This window comes from Streptomyces poriticola, assembly GCF_036689765.1.
Lineage (GTDB): Bacteria > Actinomycetota > Actinomycetes > Streptomycetales > Streptomycetaceae > Streptomyces > Streptomyces poriticola.
The window spans coordinates 50,176-70,027 of the sequence record NZ_JBAGKH010000001.1; the positions used below are offsets into that span (position 1 = coordinate 50,176).

Here is a 19,852-nt window from a genome sequence, read left to right on the forward strand (position 1 = left end):
AGAGATGAGGCAGGACGACTGACAGGAGGCAGGCGTGACACTGGTGGTGTCCGAGGAGGTGCAGGAGGCGCTGGCCGCGCGGCGCCCGGTGGTGGCCCTGGAGTCCACGATCATCGCCCACGGGCTGCCCCGCCCGCGCAGTCTGCAGGTGGCCCGGGAGCTGGAGCGGGCGGTACGGCAGGAGGGCGCGGTTCCGGCGACGATCGCGGTGCTGGACGGGACGCCGTATGTCGGGCTGGCCGAGGAGCAGTTGGAGCGGGTCGCCGACGAGGAGGGCATCCGCAAGCTGGGGCACCGGGATCTGGCTCCGGCGGTGGCCGCCGGCGCGAGCGGCGCGACCACGGTGTCGGCGACCGCGTCGCTGGCGGCCCGCGCCGGTGTGCGGGTGTTCGCGACCGGGGGGCTCGGCGGGGTGCACCGGCAGTGGACGGTGACGCAGGACGAGTCGGCCGACCTGGGGCTGCTGGCGCGCACCCGGATCACCGTGGTGTGCGCTGGGGTGAAGTCCATCCTGGACGTGCCGGCGACGCTGCAGCGGCTGGAGACGCTGGGAGTCGCGGTGGCCGGGTACGGCACGGACCGGTTCCCCGGCTTCTACCTGTCCGACTCCGGGCACGGCGTGGACTGGACGCTGCGGACGCCGGAGCAGGTGGCGGACGTCATGCGGGCCCAGGACACCCTCGGGGGGCCGGAGTCGGCGCTGGTCGTCGCCAATCCGGTGCCCGAGGAGGAGCAGCTCGATCCCGCGCTGCACGCGCGCGTGCTCGACGAGGCGTTGCACGCGTGTGAGGAGCAGGGGGTCACCGGTCAGGCGGTCACTCCGTTCCTGCTCGGGTTCCTGGTGCGGCACACCGACGGGGCGTCGCTGAACGCCAATCTGGCGGCGGTGCGCGGCAATGTGCGGCTCGGGGCGCGGATCGCGGTGTCCTGGGCCCGGCCGTGAGCTCGGCACCGGCCGTGAGCTCGGCACCGGGCGCGAGCTCGGCACCAGGCGCGAGCTCGACACCGGGCGGCGGTGCGCTGCTGGTCGTCGGAGACGTCGTCACGGATGTCGTCGCCCGGCACCGGGGGCCGCTGGCCGTGGGGACGGACACGGCCGCCTCGATCCGCCGGCTGCCCGGCGGGGCGGGCGCCAACGCCGCCTGCTGGGCCGCCTACAGCGGATGCCGGGACGTACGGCTGCTGGGGCGGGTCGGGGCGGACGCGGCGGAGTGGCACGAGCGGGAGCTGGCAGCCCACGGGGTGCGTCCGCTGCTGGTCGTGGACGAGGAGGCGCCGACCGGTACGGTGATCTGCCTGGTCGACGCGGGCGCAGCGGCCGAGCGGACGTTCCTCACGGACAGCGGGGCGTCGCTGCGGCTCGGACCGGGCGACTGGGAGGACGCCCTGCTCGATGGAGTCGCGCGGATGCATCTGTCGGGCTATCTGCTGTTCTCCGAGCCGAGCCGGGCACTGGTGGTCCGTGCCGTCGCGGCGGCACGCGCGCGTGGGGTACCGGTGAGCCTGGATCCCGCCTCGGCGGGCTTTCTCACCGGGTTGGGTGTGGACCGCTTTCTGCCGCTGGTGGACGGCGTGGATCTGCTGCTGCCCAGCCGTGACGAGGCGTGCCTGCTCACCGGGCTGCCCGATGCGGCGGACGCGGCGGCCAAGCTGAGCCGCCAAGTGCCGCTGGTGGTCGTCACCCAGGGCGCGGACGGGGCACTGGTGGCACGCTCCGGTGCCGTCTCCGCCCGGGTCCCGGCTCCTCCGGCGGTGCCGCGGGACAGTACGGGGGCGGGGGACGCCTTCACTGGGTCCTTCCTCGCCGCTCTGCTCGCCGGCGCCGGTCCGCAGGAGGCCGCGGCTCAGGGGTGCAGGGCGGGGGCACTGGCCGTGGCCCGGGTGGGAGGCCGGCCTCCCGGGCCTCCCTGAGTGGCCGGAGGAACCGGAGGAACCGGAGGTCTGCACTCCGCCCCCGCTGTCTCCTCCCTCCGCCGGCCGGTGCCCGGGTTCAGGCCTTGCGCCCCCACGCCGAGACCATCGGGGCGGTCGCCAGGTCCAGCGAACCGGAGGCCACGTTGGCGAGGTGACGGTCGATGTCCTCCTCCGTGGCCAGACCCTCCGTGACGAACTGATCGCGGACCTCGCGGACGGTGGCGGACTCAAGGGCGGCGCAGGCGGGCGAGGCGACCGGGAAGTGCGCGACGGCCTCCACCCGGCGCAGACCGGCCTCGCGGAGCAGCCGCGGGAGCCGGCGGCCGTAGGCGAGCTCACTGCCGCGGTGTCCGAGCAGCTTCCGGTAGCCGTGCCCCAGCCGGTTCGCCAGGTGCTGTTCCGGGCCGTGCTCGTCGGGGCAGAGCAGGGGCTGCAGCGCGGGGTCGGCCTCCTCGACCAGCAGGCGTCCGCCGGGGCGCAGCGCCCTGACCATCGAGAGCAACGCGCGTTCCCGTTCCGGGACCTGGGCGAGGAGGAACCGGGCGTGCACCAGGTCGAAGCCCTCCCCCGGTGGTTCCTGGGCGCCAACGTCGTGCACCCGTACCTCGACCGGAGGGCGGGCGGCCCGGGCGAGGCCCGAGGTGTCGAGGTCCGTGGCGAGGACCCGTCCGGTGGGGCCCACCTTCTTGGCCAGCCAGGTCACCACGGAGGTGCCGCCGGCACCCACCTCCCAGCAGTGCCAGCCGGGCCCTGCTCCGAGCGCTGCGAGATACCGGAACGTCGTGGGGTCGAAGAGCGCGGCGGAGGCGTCGAGGACGGCGGGGGCATCGAGGGGGAGCGCGGCGCCGCGGCGTTCCGCCGTCCCGGTCGGCGGCCGGTGGTCGAGGAGATTTCCGTCGGTTCGCGTCATGCCGCAATCATCCCAGTTGTCCGGCTTGCCGGAAGCGGGCGACGCTCCGGGAGCGCAAGCCGCGCCGTTCATCATCAGCAACCAGAGCGGAATATTCCGTTCCCACAGGTCGCTACGCCGCTGCCGCCCGCCTGGCAGACTGGCGCGCCACGGCGCAGAGAGCGCCGCGCGAGGGAAGCCAGGGGAAGCCACGCGAGGAGATCCGGATGTCCATGGGCGGGAATCTGCGGAAGGTCAGCCTCCGCAGGGTAGGCGGCCTCCGCAAGGTGGCCCGGCTGGCCCGGCGGCGCCCGCGCGTCGACCTGAGCCACCCGGCCCGGTCCCCGCTGGGCTCCTCCGTGGTGAGCTGCGTGACCTACCGGGAGGGTGCGCGCACCGGGACCCGGACGGGCGGCGATCCGGTCGATGCCGTCGAGCAGGTGCGCAAACAGGGCGACGGCTTCGTCTGGCTCGGCCTGCACGAGCCGACGGACGACGAGTTCGCGGGCATCGCGGACCTGTTCGACCTGCATCCGCTGGCGGTCGAGGACGCGATCGAAGCCCGTCAGCGGCCGAAGCTGGAGCGGTACGACGCAACGCTCTTCGCGGTGTTCAAGACGGTCGTCCACATCGACCACGAGGAAGTGACCACCACGAGCGAGGTGGTGAGCACCGGCGAGATCATGGTGTTCGTCGGGCGGGACTTCGTGGTCACCGTCCGGCACGGACGGCACGGTTCGCTCGGCCCGCTGCGCGAGGAGCTGGAGGCCGACCCGCAGCAGCTCGCCAAGGGCCCGTCGGCGGTGCTGCATGCGATCGCGGACCATGTCGTCGACGACTTCCTGACCGCCATCGACGCTGTGCAGGCGGACATCGACCGGGTCGAGTCGGAGGTGTTCGTGGAGAACGGCGCGCGGGTCGACCCGGGACGGATCTACCAGCTCAAGCGGGAACTGCTCGAGCTGAAACGGGCGGTGGTCCCCCTCGGCCGGCCGCTGGAGGAGCTCGCCACCCGCCCGATCCGGGTGATCGCCCCGGAGACACAGGCCTACTTCCGGGACGTCTCCGACCATCTGCTGCGCGCCGTCGAGCAGATCGCCGCGTTCGACGAGCTGCTCAACTCGATACTCCAGGCACACCTCGCCCAGGTCACGGTCGCGCAGAACGCCGACATGCGGAAGATAACGGCCTGGGCGGCGATCATCGCCGTCCCGACCATGGTGTGCGGGGTGTACGGCATGAACTTCGACCACATGCCGGAGCTGGGCTGGCGCTACGGCTATGGGCTGGTGACAGGGGTCATATCCATCGCCTGCCTGGCGCTCTACCGGGGCTTCCGCCGCAACGGCTGGCTCTGAGGACCCGGCGCCGCCGAGGCACCCGACGTCACAACAGCGGGGGCTCTGACGGCTGGGGCGCTCCATGGTCTGTGACGGTTCCGGGGCCCCGAGGGCGGCGAGCGCCCCGCGTAGCGCCGGGAGAGGCGAGGAGCGACGGGACCGGTCAGCCGTTCACCCGGCCGTTCCACGCCGGATGCCGCGGATCGTCGGCACGCACCAGGACGTCTGCGGTTCCGGCGGGGTCGGTGTCGTGGGTGTAGCGCTCGAACGCGGGCAGGGTCCAGTGCTCGTCCTCGGGGGTGCGCCGGCGCAGGGCTCCCGGGCCGAGCAGGAGATGCACGCTCAAGTCGAAGGGGAACCAGTGACGCAGGAGGAAGGGACCGTGCAGCAGCAGAAGACCACCGGGAGGCAGGGGGACACGCGGGCTGCGGGTGGCGCGGTCGGTGACGGGGTCCCACAGGTCCGGCAGGACACGTCCGTCACCGCCGGCTTCGAGTGGGCCGAAGACCTCGCGCCACAGAGCGCCGGTGTCGTACCAGCCGTCGTAGTAGGAGTCCACGTCCCGGTGCCCGTACTCCAGTCGGAGCGACGCCGGGCGCAGAAAGCCCTGCGTACCCACGACCAGGGATGGGCGTCCGCGTACCCGCAGCGCCCGACAGACCCGCCCGGCCAGATCGCCGGGGCGGGCGGCCGGGGCCCCGTCGAAGGCGATGCGCGGCCAGGGGCTGCCGTCGGCCGGCTCGATGTCGAGCAGGCGCTCGGCCAGCAGGTCGCCGAGCCGGTCCCAGGTGATCGGTTCCAGTCGCACAGCGCCCATGATGCGTCAGCCGCCCCGGCAGGCGCGGCGGCGGGTGACTCCGGGCGGAGGCGAACCGCGGTGCACCGAAGGGAGGGGCAAGTCATGGGCGGTCCGGGGGAAATGGGGGACAGCGGCCCGGGGGCGACGGGGAACAACGGTGCCATGGCTCCGGTCGTCTACCGGCCCGTCAAGCGGCGGCACTGCGCGGCGTGCCGCCGTGGGCCACTGCCGCTGCTCGTCCTGGAGGGGGGCACCCCGCGCTGTCTCGACTGCGCGGATCTCGGGCATCTGGTGTATCTGCCGCGCGGGGACACCGCGCTGACCCGCAGATCGCGGGAGGAGAGCACACTGTCGGTGGTGGTCGTGCGGTTCCACCGGCGCCGGGGCAGATACGAGCGGCAGGGCGTGCTGGTGGAGGAGGACGCGCTCGTCCGGGCCGAGCAACGCTGCCTGGCGGACGCGGAGGCGCGGCGGCGGCGCCGGGTGCGGGACGCGGCGCGGCGCGCGGCGCAGGACCTGCGTTTCACGGAGGCGTTCGCGGCGGAGATACAGCGGCTGTTCCCCGGGTGCCCGGAGGACAGGGCCCGGGCCGTCGCGGCGCACGCCTCGGTGCGGGGCAGCGGCCGGGTGGGCCGCAGCGCGGCGGGGCGGGCTCTCGCCGAGACCGCGGTGACCTCGGCGGTCGTGGCGTCGGTGCGGCATCTGGACACGCCGTACGACCGGCTGCTGATGAGCGGCGTGCCCCGGCACGAGGCGCGGCGGCGGATCGCTGCGGAGGTGGAGTCCGTGCTGCGCGGCTGGGCGGTGGGACGGCACGGCCGGTAGGCCCCCGGCGCGCCCGGGGAGATCGGCTGGACGCCCGCGTATGCGGACGCGCCGCTCGGCGATGGTGCCGCGGCGGCAGCCGGGCTTGGCTGTGAGGTGACGAGGCGAGGGGACGCGGTGAAGGGACGACGGGCGGTTCCGGGCGGAGCCCGAACCGATGACGGCGGGAGCTGAGACGAGATGATCGACGGACCGTTTGCCGTGCTGACGGTGGCCGGGGTGCTCGGCACGGGGTTGGTGGCCGGGGTCTTCGCCGGCTTCTCGACGTTCGTCGTGCGCGGGCTGGGCGCGCTGCCGCCCGCGCAGGGCGTGGCGGCGATGCAGGCGATCAATGTGGCCGCCGTGCGGCCGGCCTTCATGGCCCTGTTCCTGGGATCGGCGGCCCTGTGCGCGGCGATCGCCGCGGCGACTCTGGTCGTGTGGCCGGACGAGGAGGCCGCGGTGGAGCTGCTGCTGGGCAGCGCGCTGTATCTGTTCGGTTCGTTCGGGCTGACCGTGGTCGCGAACGTTCCCCGCAACAACGCGCTGGAGCGGCTGGAGCCGGGCGGTGCCGAGGCGGAGGCGTACTGGCCGGCGTACCTGCGCGAGTGGACGGCGTGGAACCATGTGCGCACGGTCGCGTCGGCCGCCGCTGCCCTGGCCTACGTGCTCGCCCTCATCTGAGAAGACCGGCAGCCACCGGGGAGACCGACAGCGACCTGGAGACCGGCAGCGACCAGGGAAACCGGCAACCGCCCGAGCGGGCCGGCAGCCCGCCGCAGGCGGGAGACTGCATCCGGGGCCGACCGGACGTATCGTGGCCGGAGGAGTGGCGTCCGACGGCGCACGGCCCGTCGGCGCGCATGCAAGGAAGACGGCCATGGCCGATCCCAAGGGTTTCCTGACGACGCCCCGCGAGGAGTGGCCGCGCAGACCGGTCGGGGAGCGGGTGCGGGACTGGGACGAGGTGTACGTCCCGGGAGCGCTGCTGCCGATCGTCAGCAGGCAGGCCGACCGCTGCATGGACTGCGGGATCCCCTTCTGCCACGAGGCCTGTCCGCTCGGCAACCTGATCCCGGAGTGGAACGACCTGGTCTCCCGGGAGGACTGGCGGGCGGCGAGCGACCGGCTGCACGCCACGAACAACTTCCCGGAGTTCACCGGCCGGTTGTGCCCGGCGCCGTGCGAGGCCGGGTGTGTCCTGGCGATCAACCAGCCGGCGGTGACCATCAAGAACGTGGAGTGTGCCATCGCCGACCGGGCCTGGGAAGAGGGCTTCATCCCGCCGCGGCCACCGGACCGGCTGTCCGGGAGAACGGTGGCCGTGATCGGCTCGGGCCCGACCGGGCTCGCCGCGGCCCAGCAGCTGACCCGGGCGGGGCACACGGTCGCGGTGTACGAGAGGGACGACCGGATCGGCGGGCTGATGCGGTACGGCATCCCCGAGTTCAAGATGGAGAAGCGGCATCTGGAGCGGCGCATCGAGCAGATGCGGGCCGAGGGGACGAGGTTCCGTACCTCGACCACGGTCGGGCGGGACATCGGCGCCGCCGAGCTGCGCACCCGCTACGACGCCGTGGTGATCGCCACCGGCGCCACGGCATGGCGGGAACTCCCGGTGCCGGGACGGGAGCTGACCGGGGTTCATCAGGCGATGGAGTATCTGCCGCTGGCCAACCGGGTGTGCGAGGGCGACCTCGCGGCCTCCCCGCTGTCGGCGGCCGCCCTGCACGTCGTGATCGTCGGCGGCGGGGACACGGGCGCCGACTGTCTGGGTACCGCGGTACGGGAGGGCGCCGCGTCCGTGACCCAGCTGGACATCTATGCGCAGCCGGGCACCGAGCGCGACGACGAGAGGGAGCCCTGGCCGACGTACCCCAAGCTGTACCGGCTGTCGGCGGCGCACGAGGAGGCGCGGGAGCTGCGGTCCGCGCCGGCGGCAGACGCGGACGCACGCCTGTTCGCGGCCTCCACGCTCCGGCTCACCGGCGACGCGGACGGGCATGTGCGCCGGCTGCATCTGGTGGGGGTGGACGCGGGGCGCCGCCCGCTGCCGGGCAGCGAGCGGGCCCTCCCCGCCGATCTGGTGCTGCTCGCCCTCGGTTTCTCCGGGCCGGACCGCACCGACGGAATCGTCGACCAGCTGGGGCTGGAGCTGGAGCCGCGCGGGACGATCGCGCGGGACGCGGCCTTCGCAACCAACGTCCCCGGCGTGTTCGCCGCGGGCGATGCCGCGCGCGGACAGTCGCTCATCGTCTGGGCGATCGCGGAGGGGCGGGCGGTGGCGGCGGCCGTCGACCGCCGTCTGACGGGCGGCACGACGCGTCTGCCGGCACCGATCGGACCGTACGACCGCCCGATGACGGCCTGAGCGTCTCGGACGCGCCTCGGGGCCGGGTCGGATCGGGACGTCGGACACCGGATGACCGTCGGACACCGGATGACCGTCGGACACGGGATATCGGAACAGCGGACACGTGACGTGACCGAAGGTGGGGCTTCGGTCACGTGGTGTATCAGTGGGGGTATCAGCGAATTAGCAACAAGCCCGCGGTAGGGGCGTCAGGACAGCAGGAAATCCGCCTCCCCCGCCTTCGCGCCCTCTATGAAGGCGGTCATCTCGTCGGTGGTGTAGATCAGCGCGGGTCCATCGGGGTCGGTGGACTGCCGGACGGCGATCCGGCCGTCGGCGAGCTTCATCGCCTCCAGACAGTTGCCCCCGTTGCCGCCGCTCCACGGCTTGTGCCAGCCCTCGCTGCCCAGTTCCCTCGCGGGCATGCCGTTGTAGATGCGCTTCCCGCGGATGTGCGGCTGGGGCTGGGAGGTCATGCCATCCATTCACAGCTCCTTGCGGAGATCTCGGAGGATCTCCTTCGTGCGTTGTGCCGTAGCGGCCTGCGCCGCCATGCGGTCCATGACCTCGAGGTGGGTCGCCACCTCGGGGCGCGCGTCCAGGTAGACGGCGCCGGTCAGGTACTCGCTGTAGACCATGTCCGGCAGTTCCGGCATGGCGAATCGGAACAGCACGAAGGGCCCGTACGTGCCGGGGTGCGGCCCATGGGCGAACGGGGCTACCTGAAGCGTCACATGGGGCAGCTTCGCGGCGTCGAGCAACCGGTCGATCTGTGCGCGCATCACCTCCGGACCACCGACCGGGCGGCGCAGCACGGTCTCGTCCATGACGACCCACAGCCGGGGGGCGTCCTCACGGGTGAGCAGTTCCTGCCGCTGCATGCGCAGGGCGACGTGGCGCTCGATGTCGTCGGGGTGGGTCTGGCCGACGGCCCCCGACCTCAGCACCCCGCGCGCATAGTCCTCGGTCTGCAGCAGTCCGGGCACGAAGTGGGGTTCGTAGGAGCGGATGAGGGCGGCCGCGCCCTCCAGGCTGACGTACATGGAGAACCAGCCGGGCAGGATGTCGTGGAACCGCTGCCACCACCCGGGCCTGTTGGCCTCCTCCGCCAGCTGCACGAAGGCGTCGGCCTCCTCGTCGCCGACGCCGTACGCCTTCAGCAGCAACTGCAGATACGGGATCTTCAGCGCGACCTCGGCCATCTCCATGCGCCGGATCGTGGCCGGGGCGACGCGAAGGACCCGGGCCGCCTCCTCGCGCTTGAGTCCGGCGCGTTCCCGCAGGTCGAGCAGGCGTCGGCCGAGCACGACCTGGCCGACCGTCGGCGCGGACCGCGGTTCGCTCACCGCTCCTCCCTCCTCGCAGGTTCCCTGAGTCCCGTACGGCGCACCCGGACAGCCCGGCGGCGCCATTCGAAGATCTTTTCGAAGATCTGGGCAGATCTCCGGTGATCCGAAGTGGCGCCGCTCGACGTGCTGTTGCGAGCAGTGTGCCATGCCCTCTCGGGCCATCACACTGCACTCTGCAATTTTCAGAGTGACACTTGCCAAGTGTTCACGGCGGGGAGATAGTGGCAAGCGTGATTCCGTCCCCGCCCTTAGGAACAGACGCCGCGGCACCCCACGGCCTCGGTGTCGCCTCGGGAGCCGGTCCCTCAGGGACGGCTGCCGAGCGCCGGTTCCGCTTCGAGCTGGCCGCGCACCCGGGTTCCCCCGCACAGGCCAGACGTCTGACGCGGGCCCGGCTGACCGGCTGGGCCGTGTGCGAGGACACCTGCGACACCGCCGCCCTGGTCGTCTCCGAGCTGGTCACCAACGCGATCGTGCACACCGCGAGCCGGCACATAGTGTGCGAGCTGCACGACGGTGACGAGCTGGTGCGTATAGCCGTCCGTGACGAGGGGTGCGCTCCCGGTCAGCCAGAGGCGTCCACAGACAGCCGCCCCGAGGACGAGAACGGCCGCGGACTGCTGCTGGTCGAGTCCATGTGCCATGCCTGGGGTGCCCATGAGCACGGCCCGGGGCTGCTGGTCTGGGCCGATCTGCCGCGCAAGGCCGACACCCCGCGCGACCCGTCCGAGCCTCGTAACGACCTGGGCTGGGGCGCCCGCCCCAAGCCGGTCCCGTCCGAGGGCGGCCCGGACGACGAGCCCGGGACACCGACGCAGGCCCGTCCGCCGGCGCCCCCCGCTCAGGCGCATGGGCCCGGCAGCACCCGGGCGCACGGCCACGGCCCAGGTCACGGCCACGGACTCGGCCACGGACTCGGCCCCGGCCATCATCGGGCGCAGACACGGACGCACCGCAGGACGGGGGGCGTATGGCTGTGAGGACCCCGTCCGGCGCCACGGCACTCGGCCTGGACACCCTGGTCCGTCTCCAGCGCGGTCGGCGCACCCCGGGCACCCTGCGCCGACTGCCCGTCCCGGAGGGCATGTCCGCACCACTGGGCTGCGACGCGGTCGCGGTACCCGCCCGGCTCGGCCCGCTGGTGCTGCCCCGGCTGCCCCGCGTCGGCTGTGTCTACGCCGACGAGGCGCAGTGGTGGTGGATCGTCCCCTCCGACTCGGACTACGCCCTGGAGTGGCCTGCGCCCGCGCGCTACGCCACCGGTGCGGTCCTCCCCGGCCCCCCGGGGTCCCCGGACGTCCCGGGTCTCATCCACTGCCCGGACGACACGGTTCCGTACACTCCGCCGATCCCGCTCTACCTGGCCCTGTGCCGGGTCACGGGTACGCCCCCGACCTGGTCGCGTCCGGTCAGCGCGTAACCCTCCCACCCGCCGCACTCCCACGCGCAGCCGACCCCACGCACAGCCGACCCGAGCACAGCCCGTCAACGCACAGCCGTGGACGCACAGCCCGTCGACACGATGCCCACCGGCATGCAGCCCACCGACGCACAGCCGCCCACGCAGGTCCGAGCCCCTCGCGCACCCCTGCACCCCCACGCGGCCTTTCGCCCCTCTCACCCCCCTTCCGGCGCTCAGCGGCCGGATGTGCGCCCGTGCGCTTCCGCCTCCCCTCTGCACGCCCTGCCCCGAGGGATCCGCCCCGGCGATAGTGGCCGTTCGTGCGCCGCGGGCCCAGGTCCACGGCCGGGATCGCAGGAGGTCGACGGTGCGGAGGAAGCGCGTCGCGGAACCGGCCGGGGTGTCGGAGTCCGAGCGGCTGCTGTTCGGTGGGCCGCTGCGCTACGACATGGGCTGGAACCAGCACGCCGACGCCTTCCTGGAGCTGGGCTTCCGGGCCATGCTGCGCCGGCTGCCGTCCCTGCTGGCCGCCAGCTTCCGCCTCGCCCGGCAGGCGGACCGGCGGGCGGCACGCACCGTACTGGCCTCCGAGGTGGGCCGGGGTGTGGCGCAGGCGGTGAGTCTGCTCGCGGTCAACAGCGTGCTGGGGCGACTGATGGCCGGCGGCCAGATCGAACAGCGGCTGCGCGACGCACTGCCCGCGCTGGTGACGCTGGGTGTGCTGATGCTGGTCGGGGCGCTGCTGCGGGCGGCCACGACGTATGCCACGGGACGGCTGGAGCCCAAGGTGGAGCGGGTGGCCACGGAGCGCTATCTGGAGCGGGCGGCAGCGGTGGAGCTGGCCGCGATCGAGGACCACGCCTTCCACAAGCTGCTGGACACCGCCCAGTACGGCGCCGCCTCAGCCCGCCGGATGATCATGTTCGGTACTCGCGTGGTGAATGCGGTGATCTCGCTCGTCGCGGCGGCCGGGGTGCTGACGGTGCTGCACCCGGTGCTGCTGCCGCTGCTGGTGACCATGACGCTGCCGAGCGCCTGGAGCGCGCTGACCCTGGCCCGGCGCCGGTACGAGTCGTTCCACACCTGGGTGCAGCACTCCCGCGCCGGGCAGCTGCTCAGCCGGCTGCTCATCGAGCCGGAGGCCGCCCCGGAGATCCGGGTGCACGGGATGGGCGGGTTCCTGCTGCGCCACTTCCGGGTGATGTCGGAGACGGCCGAGGCCGAGCAGGCCCGGCTGGCCCGGCTGGCGGCCCGTACCGGCCTGATCGCGGCGGCCTGGACAGGGCTGGCGACCGCGGCGACGTATGCGACGCTCGGCGGGCTGCTGCTGGGCGGGGCGATGGCGCTGTCGGTGGCCGGCACCGCCGTGATCGCCGTGCGAACCGGCTCGCAGAGCCTGGAGTCGCTGGTGGTGGAGGTGAACGCGCTGCACGAAGAGGCGCTGTTCGTCGGCGATCTGGAACGGCTGTCTGCGGAGGCGGCCGAACGGGCGATCCCGGTGGGCGGTGCGGCGCTGCCCGAGGCGCCGCGGGAGATCCGGTTCGAGAACGTCACGTTCCGCTATCCGGGCGAGGCCGCCCGGCCCGCCCTCGACGACGTCTCGCTCACCCTCCCGCTGGGGCGGATCGTGGCCCTCGTGGGCGAGAACGGCTCGGGCAAGACGACCCTGGTCAAGCTGCTGGCCGGGCTGTACACCCCGGACCGGGGCCGGATCATGTGGGACAGGGTGGACGCCGCCACGGCGGACCGGCGGGCGCTGGCCGAGCGTATCGCGATGGTGGCCCAGGACTTCAAGCGCTGGCCCTTCACCGCCCGGGTGAACATCGCCGTCGGCCGCAGCTCCGCCCCGCTGAACGACGCGCATGTCGCCGACGCGATCGCCGAGGCCGGCGCCGGGGAGGTGGTCGCGGACCTGCCCCGCGGCCTGGACACGCTGCTGGCCCGCGACTTCAGCGGCGGCCATCAGCTCTCCGGCGGGCAGTGGCAGCGGCTGGGGATCGCCCGCGCCGCCTACCGGCGGGGCAGCATCCTGGTGGTGGACGAGCCGACTGCGGCCCTGGACGCACGGGCGGAGCTGGAGATCTTCGACAAGATCCGGGCGCTGGCGAGCAACGGGCAGACGGTGGTGCTGATCACTCACCGGCTGGCGTCGGTGCGCCATGCGGACCTGGTACACGTACTGGACCAGGGCCGGCTGGTGGAGTCCGGGACACCGGACGAGCTGCTCGCCTCCGGCGGGGTCTACGCTGAGCTGTACTCGCTCCAGGCGGAGCAGTTCTCCAGGGCGCCGGTGCCCGCCCCGAAGGCGGGCTGAACCACGGCTCAGGCCGCGGCGTCACCGGACGCGTCGCCGCTGCGCACGATCACCAGGAAGGTGTCCGTCGCAAGGTCCATGACCACCTCGGCGGGCAAGCCCTCGGCGCGCCGCGCGTGAGCGAACTCCTCCGCCGGCCAGGAGCCGCGCGGCCCGCCGGCGGGAAAGCGTTCGAGCACCGTTCGCCCGTTCACCTTGCACCTCCCTGTAGCGCTGTACTCGTAGAGTCAAACGCCAACCATGAGGTGAACGCCTCGCCAAGTGACCGGACTGAGACGTAGTTGACACTCGTTCACCGTATTCGGTGAGGAGCACCTCGGCCGTTCGGCCTTTCGGCCGCGTTTCGCCCTCCGGCCCCCCTGCGGCCGTTCGCGGCCGTTCGCGGCCGTTCGCGGCCGTTCGCTCACTCCTCTGATTCCGGGTTGTCAGGTGTCGTACGCCTGGATGCGCCGTCCGTGGCTGCGGTCGGTGAGGGCGGGCAACCGCTCCCCCAACTCCCTTACGACCGCGGGGACGTCCAGGGTGAGCAGTTGCCGGTCCCGCATGAGCACCCGGCCGTCGACGATGGTGGTGCGGACGTCGGAGGATCGGGCGCTGTGCACGAGGGTCGCGGCGAGGTCGTGGACCGGCTGGGTGTGCGGGCCGGTGAGGTCCACCAGCACGATGTCGGCCCGGCGTCCCGGGGCGATGCTGCCGACGGCGTCCCCCAGCCCGACGGCGCGGGCGCTCTGCAGCGTGGCGTGGTGCAGTGCCTGACGGGAGGTCAGCCAGCGGGGGTCGCCCTCGGCCGACTTCTGGACGAGGGCGGTGAGGGCCATCGCCTCCCACACGTCGAGGGAGTTGTTGGATGCGGCCCCGTCCGTGGCGAGCCCGACGGGGACACCGATGTCGCGCAGGGCGCGGACGGGCGTGGTGGTGGGCCAGGCGAACTTGAGGTAGCCGCGGGGCGCGGAGGCCACCGCCGTACTCCCGTTCGCCCGCGCCAGGACCGGCAGGTCGCGCTCGACGATGCCGGTGCCGTGCGCGATGAGCACGTCGGCGCCGAGGATCCCGGTGCGTTCCAGGATCTCGACGGGAGTGGCGCCGTGCCGGTCGAGGCTCGCGTCGGTCTGGTCGCGGTTCTCGGCGGCGTGCACATGCACCGGCAGACCGTGCTCGCGGGCGAGACCGGCGGTGGCGGCGAGATCGGCGTCGGTCACGGTGTAGGGCGCGTGCGGGGCGAGCGCGGTGGTGATCCGGCCGCCGGCGGCACCCCTGTGCCGCAGCGCGAACTCCAGGGACCGCTCCCTCCCTCGGGAGCCCTGGGAGGAGAAGTACGTCTCGCCGAGCAGCGCCCGCATCCCGCACTCGGCGACGACGGCGGCGACCGCGTCCATGTGGAAGTAGTGGTCGGCGAAGCAGGTCACGCCGGCCCGGATCATCTCGGCGCAGGCGAGTCGTGCCCCCAGCGTCACGTCCCGTTCCGTGAGGTTGGACTCCACGGGCCAGACGACGTCGTTGAACCACTCCTCGGTCGGCAGGTCCTCGGCGAGCCCGCGCAGCGCGACCATCGGGGCGTGCGTATGGCAGTTGACCAGTCCGGGCACGGCCACCTGGCCGCGGGCGTCGATGCGTTCGGCGACGGGCCGCCCCTCGGCGCCCTCCGCGCTGGTCACGGCCTCGATGACACCGTCGCGGACGAGCACGGCGGCGTCCTCGCGGAAGACGATCCGCTCCTGCTCGTCATGGAGCAGGACGGTGCATCCGGTGATGAGGAGATCGGCGGCATCGGGATCGGCGGGTTGCGTCATGACGCCAACGTAGCCGCGCCGGTCTCCTGTCCGCCGGGGTCCGAACGGGGCAGGCGTCCGCCACCGCGGCGGTCTCGGTGGGGCCGGGCTTCCAGGGCGGCCGGGCCGTAGGGGGGTACGGCATCGCGTCCTGGGATGGTCGTCGGCCGCCGGGGACCACCGGTGCTCGCCGCGCGCCTGCTCGGGCAGCCTGCTCGGGCAGCCTGCTCGGGCAGTCTGCACGGGCAGTCTGCACGGCACCGAGCCGACGGCCCCTGCTTCCAGCGCGAGTTGCCGGACGGTCCGGTGAGGGGTGATCAGCGGTCAGCACGGTCGGGGCGGGCGGCTCGGGCGCCCTCCATCGCCCCGCCGAGCAGTGACTCGGCTTGCACGACAGCCCGGGCGAGGGCGCCGGGATCCGGATCCAGGCCCGCCAGCAGCCCATCGACGTCCCCGAGCCCGGCCCGTCCGACCAGCCCCTTCTCGTTGGTGACCCACTCCCCGCGCGCCGCCAGCACCGCGTGTGCCGTCTGCGTGGTGGCGAGGGCGACGGCACCCGCCACCTGCGTGAGCGCGCCCCTGGGGGCGTGCCCGGCCCGGGCGTAACCGAGGGTGGCGGTGGCCATGCCGTACCAGCGTCCGGGGGCGGTGCGGCGCAGCGCCCCCGGGTAGCAGGGGCGGGGCAGCACGCCGCGGAGCACCTCGTTGATCGCCAGCTCGGCGACGAGCAGGTACGTGGGGATGCCCGCGAGGTGGAACATCAGCGGCTCCACGCGGAAGCGGCCCTGCGCCGCCTCCGCCAGCTCGCGCTCGACGACGTCCAGATCCCGGTAATGCACGTCGACCCGGCGTCCGTCGATCGTCAGCCAGGCGCCCCCGTTGAAGACGCCGCCGCCCCAGCCGCCGAGCTCGAAGACCTCGCCCTCCCAGCCGACGTCGCGGAGCGCGGCCGGGTCGAAGGCGCCCCGGTAGTAGACCGCCATGTCCCAGTCGCTGTCGGGCCTGTGGGTGCCCTGGGCTCGGGAGCCGCCGAGGGTGACCGCGCGGACGGCGGGCAGAGCGGCGAGGCGGTCGGTGGTGGCGTCGAGGAAGGCCTGGTCGGTGCCGGCGGGCATGGGACGGCTCCTGACGGGTCGTGGGCTCGGTGTGCCTACGCGGCACCCTTGGCGTACCTGTCCGTCGCGGCGACGAGCAGATCGGTCACGCCCGGCGCCGCGGCGTCGTGGCCGGCGTCGTCCACGAGCCGCAGCTCGCTCGCCGGCCAGGCATGGTGCAGCCGCCAGACCGTGCCGAGGAGGTTGCCGGGGTCGAGGCTGCCCTGGACCAGGGTGCCGGGGATGTCCGCGAGCAGGTGGGCGTCGCGCAGCAGCACGCCCTCGTCGTTGCCCTCGCCCAGGAAGTGGCCGTGGCCCCAGTAGTGGGTCACCGTGCGGGCGAAGCCCATACGGAAGACGGGGTCCTCGTAGCGGGGCACCGAGCGGGGCGGAGCCGACGCGACGGCCGTCTCCCAGTCGGTCCAGGCACGTGCCGCCCGCTCCCGCGCCGCCGGGTCGGGCGACTCCAGCAGACGGCTGTAGGCGGCGGCGAGATTGCCACTGCCCGCACGCGCGTCCTCCGGGAGCTCGGCGAGGAACCGTGCGAACGCCGCCGGGAAGAGCCGGCCCAGTCCCCTGGTCATCAGGGTGACCTCGGGGTTCGAGCCGGTCGCCACCGCGGTGAGCACCAGCTCCGTCACGGCGTCGGGGTGCGTCTGCGCGTAGCGCAGCCCGAGCACCGATCCCCAGGACACGCCCCACACCAGCCAGCGGTCGATCCCCAGGTGTCGGCGCAGCAGCTCCAGGTCGGCCAGCAGGTGCGCCGTGGTGTTGACGCTCATGTCGGTGTCGTACGCGCTCGCGTGCGGGGTGGAGCGCCCGCAGCCGCGCTGGTCGAGCAGCACGATCCGGTAGGCGGCCGGGTCGAAGTAGCGGCGGAAGGCCGGGCTCGCGCCGGAGCCGGGCCCGCCGTGCAGCACCACCGCCGGTCTGCCGCGCGGGTTGCCGCAGGTCTCCCAGTGGATCCGGTTGCCGTCGCCGACGTCGAGCTTGCCCGCGTCGTACGGCTCGATCTCCGGGTACAGGCCCATCCGCGCACCCTAGCGCCGGGTGCATGGCCCGGTCATCTTCATTTCCTGGGGTCCTGGGGTTCCGGTTTCTCGGGTTCCGGTTCCTGGGGGTCCGGTTCCTGGGGGTCCGCGGAATCCGCGGGTGCGACGGGCGTGACGGAGGTGACGGAGGTGACGGGAGAGGCGGACGTGGCGGGTCCGGGTGCATCGGATCTGGTCAGCAGTCCCGCCGTCCGCGCCGCCTCGCCCAGCACCTCGCGGAGCATCTCGGGGGTGAGCCGGCCGGTGAACGTGTTGCGCTGGCTGACGTGGAAGCACCCGAAGAGCTCCAGCCCGTCCAGGGCGACGCGCTCGCCGTGGGCGAAGGCGGGCCGCGGTCCGGGCACGGTCCAGCCCGCCTCGGCGAACGCGGGCAGCGACGCCTGCCAGCCGAAGGCCCCGAGCACGACCACGGCCCGCAGGGTCGGCCGCAGCAGGCGCAGCTCCTGCACCAGCCAGGACCGACAGGTGTCCCGCTCGCCCGGGGTCGGTCTGTTGGCGGGCGGGGCACAGTGCACCGGGGCGGTGATGCGCACACCGTGCAGTTCCAGGCCGTCGTCGGCGGAGACGGCGGTGGGCTGCGAGGCGAGGCCCACGTCGTACAGCGCCCGGTACAGGACGTCTCCGGAGCGGTCGCCGGTGAACATCCGGCCCGTGCGGTTCCCGCCGTGGGCCGCCGGGGCGAGCCCGACGATCAGCAACCGGGCGTCCGGCGGCCCGAAGCCGGGCACGGGCCGGCCCCAGTACGTCCATTCGCTGAAAGCGGCCCGCTTCGTGCGGGCCACTTCCTCCCGCCAGTCGACCAGCCGGGGGCAGGCCCGGCAGTCGGCGATCCGACGGTCGAGGCCGGCAAGGCCGGCCGGAGAGGCCCGGCCGGCCGGGTCAGCCGGGTCAGCCGGGTCAGCCGGGTCGGAGCTTTCCATGACTCCACCGTAGAGCGGATGTGCGGGGAGCTAAGGTCGTGGGCATGGCTTCCGAGCGTGACGAGGACAGGAACGGCGAGGCGGGCGTGGTGGGCGGCGTTCGGTCCACCGCCGGGGAGCCCGGACGCCCGGCCGGCCGCACTGCTGCGCAGACCTCCGGGCAGACCGCCGCACAGGCCCCCGAGCAGGCCCCTGGGCAGCGGGCCGGGAGGGCCGCCGGGCAGGCCGTCGATCCGAAGGTGGCCGCCGCGATCGCCGCCGCCGAGGCGGCCGGGCCGAAGAGCGGCGAGACCGTCCGCGTCGACAGCTGGATCTGGGCGGTCCGCCTGGTCAAGACCCGGTCCCTGGGTGCTACCGCCTGCCGGGGCGGTCACGTCCGGGTCAACGGCGAGCGGGTGAAGCCCGCACACTCCCTGCGCGTCGGCGACGAGGTGCGCCTGCGGCACGAGGGCCGGGAGCGGATCGTCGTCGTCAAGCGGCTGATCCGCAAGCGGGTCGGTGCTCCGGTGGCCGCCCAGTGCTATGTCGACAACTCCCCGCCGCCCCCGCCCCGCGACGCCGTCGCCCCCGCCGGCATCCGTGACCGTGGCACCGGCCGCCCGACCAAGCGCGACCGCCGCGAGCTGGAGCGGCTGCGCGGGCTGGGCGGCCTCGGCACGCCCGGTGGACCGGGCGGGCAGAGTGGACCGGGCGGGCAGAGTGGACCGGGCGGGCAGGGTGGACCGGGCGGGCAGAGTGGACCGGGCGGCTCGGGTGGCGGACGCGGCGGTCGGCCCCGGCCGGGCCGCTGACCGCACGGCCTGGGGTACCGGGTACCGGGTACCGGGTGGCAGTACGGGACGGCGGTACCGGGTGGTGGTTCCGGGTCAGCCACGTCGGCGGACGAGCCGCAGCAGCTCCGTGCTGTGCCGGCGCCGTGCCCGGGCGACGAGGACGAGCGGCACCAGCAGGATCAGCGGCGTCGCGGCGTTCTGCCCGTCGAAGACGGCGAGCTGGACGACGAAGGCGCCCACCATCATCGCGCTCAGGCCGATCGCCGCCACCGACTGCAGCACCGGGATCAACAGGGCGACCGCCCCGGCGAGTTCCAGCAGCCCGACGGCGTACATCCCCGCGCTGCCCCAGCCCATGGCGTCGAAGATCTCGGTCGCCGACGAGTGGGCGATCAGCTTGGGCAGGGCGCTGGCGATCCCGAAGAACAGCGCGAGCAGTACCTGCAGCCCGCGCAGGGCGATACGGGCCGGCCGGCCCGGCCCTGCAGCCGACTCGGCGACGACGGTGGCGGCGGTGCCGGCGGCGGTAGCCGTGGGGGCGGAGGGGACGGTGTGCTCGGGCATGGAGGTCTCCTGGGGAAGCGGGGCGTGGGCGGTGCGTGGATCGGTCGTGGTGTGGACCGCCTCGCCGTCCCGAACTCATCGCTGCCGCAGGAGAAATGCGCCACCGGTGCCCGCCGCTCCTCGGCGCGTCCGCCTGGGGCGGCAGGGACGTGCGTGAAGAGGTACGTTTCCCTCAGGAGCGGTGATCGGGATGCGTACGGGCAGTGAACCGGCGACCGCGCGCAGTGCGCTGCGGGCGCGCCTCTGGCTGAGCGTGTGGGGGCTGGTGTGGGCGGCCTTCGGGATGGCCGCGTTCGCGATCGTCGGGCGGCCCGGCTGGGCCATCGCCTGCGGGGTGCTGTGGCTGATCGTCACGACCGACCTGGTCGTCGTGGTGCGGCATCTGCGTCAGGGGCCCCACTACCAGCCGGGACGTGACATCCCGCCGTACCGCCCAGTGCAGGACGGCCCGTATCGGCCCCCTCCTGACTCTCCGTACCGCCCTCCCCCCAGGGCCCCGTACCGCTCCCCTCCGGA

General features: G+C 73.6%; 19 protein-coding genes and 2 pseudogenes. 11 read left to right on the top strand and 10 right to left on the bottom strand.

Features of this window, described 5'->3' with window-relative positions; all coding sequences use genetic code 11:
- The first annotated feature begins 34 nt into the window (after positions 1-34).
- Together V5O46_RS00210 and V5O46_RS00215 are read left to right on the top strand one after the other, a co-directional pair.
- Positions 35-943, top strand: a complete 909-nt coding sequence (locus V5O46_RS00210; RefSeq protein ID WP_332882273.1) for a pseudouridine-5'-phosphate glycosidase — start codon at positions 35-37, stop codon at positions 941-943.
- Between the two features lie 14 nt (positions 944-957).
- Positions 958-1,911, top strand: coding sequence for a carbohydrate kinase family protein (locus V5O46_RS00215; protein ID WP_332882274.1), 954 nt, complete (start codon positions 958-960; stop codon positions 1,909-1,911).
- Positions 1,912-1,990: 79 nt separating this feature from the next.
- On the opposite strand, the gene V5O46_RS00220 is transcribed toward V5O46_RS00215, so the two are convergent.
- Positions 1,991-2,824 (bottom strand): class I SAM-dependent methyltransferase, encoded by an 834-nt coding sequence (locus V5O46_RS00220; RefSeq protein ID WP_332882275.1) that lies wholly within the window; start codon positions 2,822-2,824, stop codon positions 1,991-1,993.
- A gap of 206 nt (positions 2,825-3,030) precedes the next feature.
- Between V5O46_RS00220 and V5O46_RS00225 the strand changes: the two genes are divergently transcribed.
- The gene (locus V5O46_RS00225) at positions 3,031-4,161 is read left to right on the top strand and encodes a magnesium and cobalt transport protein CorA (RefSeq protein WP_332882276.1); all 1,131 of its coding nucleotides are present in this window, start codon (positions 3,031-3,033) and stop codon (positions 4,159-4,161) included.
- A gap of 145 nt (positions 4,162-4,306) precedes the next feature.
- On the opposite strand, the gene V5O46_RS00230 is transcribed toward V5O46_RS00225, so the two are convergent.
- The gene (locus V5O46_RS00230; protein ID WP_332882277.1) at positions 4,307-4,960 is read right to left on the bottom strand and encodes a nucleoside/nucleotide kinase family protein; all 654 of its coding nucleotides are present in this window, start codon (positions 4,958-4,960) and stop codon (positions 4,307-4,309) included.
- A gap of 144 nt (positions 4,961-5,104) precedes the next feature.
- Here V5O46_RS00230 and V5O46_RS00235 point away from each other — a divergent pair, with 144 nt between their 5' ends.
- The 3 genes from V5O46_RS00235 to V5O46_RS00245 all read left to right on the top strand — a co-directional run bounded on the left by V5O46_RS00235 (position 5,105) and on the right by V5O46_RS00245 (position 8,117).
- Positions 5,105-5,767: a DUF2293 domain-containing protein gene (locus V5O46_RS00235; protein ID WP_332882278.1), complete on the top strand. Its 663-nt coding sequence runs from the start codon at positions 5,105-5,107 to the stop codon at positions 5,765-5,767.
- A 180-nt stretch (positions 5,768-5,947) separates the two neighbouring features.
- On the top strand, positions 5,948-6,430 hold the full coding sequence (locus V5O46_RS00240) for an anthrone oxygenase family protein (RefSeq protein ID WP_332882279.1): 483 nt from the start codon (positions 5,948-5,950) through the stop codon (positions 6,428-6,430).
- Positions 6,431-6,626: 196 nt separating this feature from the next.
- Entirely contained in the window at positions 6,627-8,117 is a 1,491-nt protein-coding gene (locus tag V5O46_RS00245; RefSeq protein ID WP_332882280.1) for a glutamate synthase subunit beta, read from the top strand.
- A gap of 191 nt (positions 8,118-8,308) precedes the next feature.
- Here V5O46_RS00245 and V5O46_RS00250 read toward each other — a convergent pair whose 3' ends face one another.
- Positions 8,309-8,584, bottom strand: a complete 276-nt coding sequence (locus tag V5O46_RS00250; protein WP_332882281.1) for a DUF397 domain-containing protein — start codon at positions 8,582-8,584, stop codon at positions 8,309-8,311.
- Positions 8,585-9,445, bottom strand: a complete 861-nt coding sequence (locus V5O46_RS00255; RefSeq protein ID WP_332882282.1) for a helix-turn-helix domain-containing protein — start codon at positions 9,443-9,445, stop codon at positions 8,585-8,587.
- A 224-nt stretch (positions 9,446-9,669) separates the two neighbouring features.
- On the opposite strand from V5O46_RS00255, the gene V5O46_RS00260 reads away from it, so the two are divergent.
- The 3 genes from V5O46_RS00260 to V5O46_RS00270 all read left to right on the top strand — a co-directional run bounded on the left by V5O46_RS00260 (position 9,670) and on the right by V5O46_RS00270 (position 13,164).
- Positions 9,670-10,428, top strand: coding sequence for an ATP-binding protein (locus tag V5O46_RS00260; RefSeq protein ID WP_332882283.1), 759 nt, complete (start codon positions 9,670-9,672; stop codon positions 10,426-10,428).
- Entirely contained in the window at positions 10,419-10,868 is a 450-nt protein-coding gene (locus V5O46_RS00265; RefSeq protein WP_332882284.1) for a hypothetical protein, read from the top strand. Before V5O46_RS00260 ends, V5O46_RS00265 begins: the two co-directional genes overlap by 10 nt.
- Positions 10,869-11,298: 430 nt before the next feature.
- A complete protein-coding gene (locus tag V5O46_RS00270; RefSeq protein WP_332882731.1) occupies positions 11,299-13,164 on the top strand; it encodes an ABC transporter ATP-binding protein in 1,866 nt (621 codons plus the stop codon).
- Positions 13,165-13,172: 8 nt separating this feature from the next.
- On the opposite strand, the gene V5O46_RS00275 is transcribed toward V5O46_RS00270, so the two are convergent.
- The 5 genes and pseudogenes from V5O46_RS00275 to V5O46_RS00295 form a co-directional block, all read right to left on the bottom strand.
- Positions 13,173-13,358 (bottom strand): hypothetical protein, encoded by a 186-nt coding sequence (locus V5O46_RS00275; RefSeq protein ID WP_332882285.1) that lies wholly within the window; start codon positions 13,356-13,358, stop codon positions 13,173-13,175.
- 231 nt (positions 13,359-13,589) lie between these two features.
- Positions 13,590-14,954 carry an amidohydrolase gene (locus V5O46_RS00280; RefSeq protein ID WP_332882286.1) on the bottom strand — a complete coding sequence of 455 codons (1,365 nt, stop codon included), beginning with the start codon at positions 14,952-14,954 and terminating at the stop codon, positions 13,590-13,592.
- Between the two features lie 296 nt (positions 14,955-15,250).
- Entirely contained in the window at positions 15,251-16,048 is a 798-nt protein-coding gene (locus tag V5O46_RS00285) for a nucleotidyltransferase domain-containing protein (protein WP_332882287.1), read from the bottom strand.
- Between the two features lie 35 nt (positions 16,049-16,083).
- On the bottom strand, positions 16,084-17,058 hold the full coding sequence (gene pip / locus V5O46_RS00290; protein ID WP_332882288.1) for a prolyl aminopeptidase: 975 nt from the start codon (positions 17,056-17,058) through the stop codon (positions 16,084-16,086).
- A gap of 191 nt (positions 17,059-17,249) precedes the next feature.
- Positions 17,250-17,999 (bottom strand): annotated as a pseudogene (locus tag V5O46_RS00295) (uracil-DNA glycosylase); the annotation flags it as partial.
- 44 nt (positions 18,000-18,043) lie between these two features.
- Here V5O46_RS00295 and V5O46_RS00300 point away from each other — a divergent pair.
- A complete protein-coding gene (locus V5O46_RS00300; protein ID WP_332882289.1) occupies positions 18,044-18,790 on the top strand; it encodes an RNA-binding S4 domain-containing protein in 747 nt (248 codons plus the stop codon).
- Positions 18,791-18,865: 75 nt separating this feature from the next.
- On the opposite strand, the gene V5O46_RS00305 is transcribed toward V5O46_RS00300, so the two are convergent.
- Positions 18,866-19,336 (bottom strand): DoxX family protein, encoded by a 471-nt coding sequence (locus tag V5O46_RS00305; protein WP_332882290.1) that lies wholly within the window; start codon positions 19,334-19,336, stop codon positions 18,866-18,868.
- 190 nt (positions 19,337-19,526) lie between these two features.
- On the opposite strand from V5O46_RS00305, the pseudogene V5O46_RS00310 reads away from it, so the two are divergent.
- Positions 19,527-19,787, top strand: a pseudogene (locus tag V5O46_RS00310) (DUF6343 family protein); the annotation flags it as partial.
- Positions 19,788-19,852 lie beyond the last annotated feature (65 nt).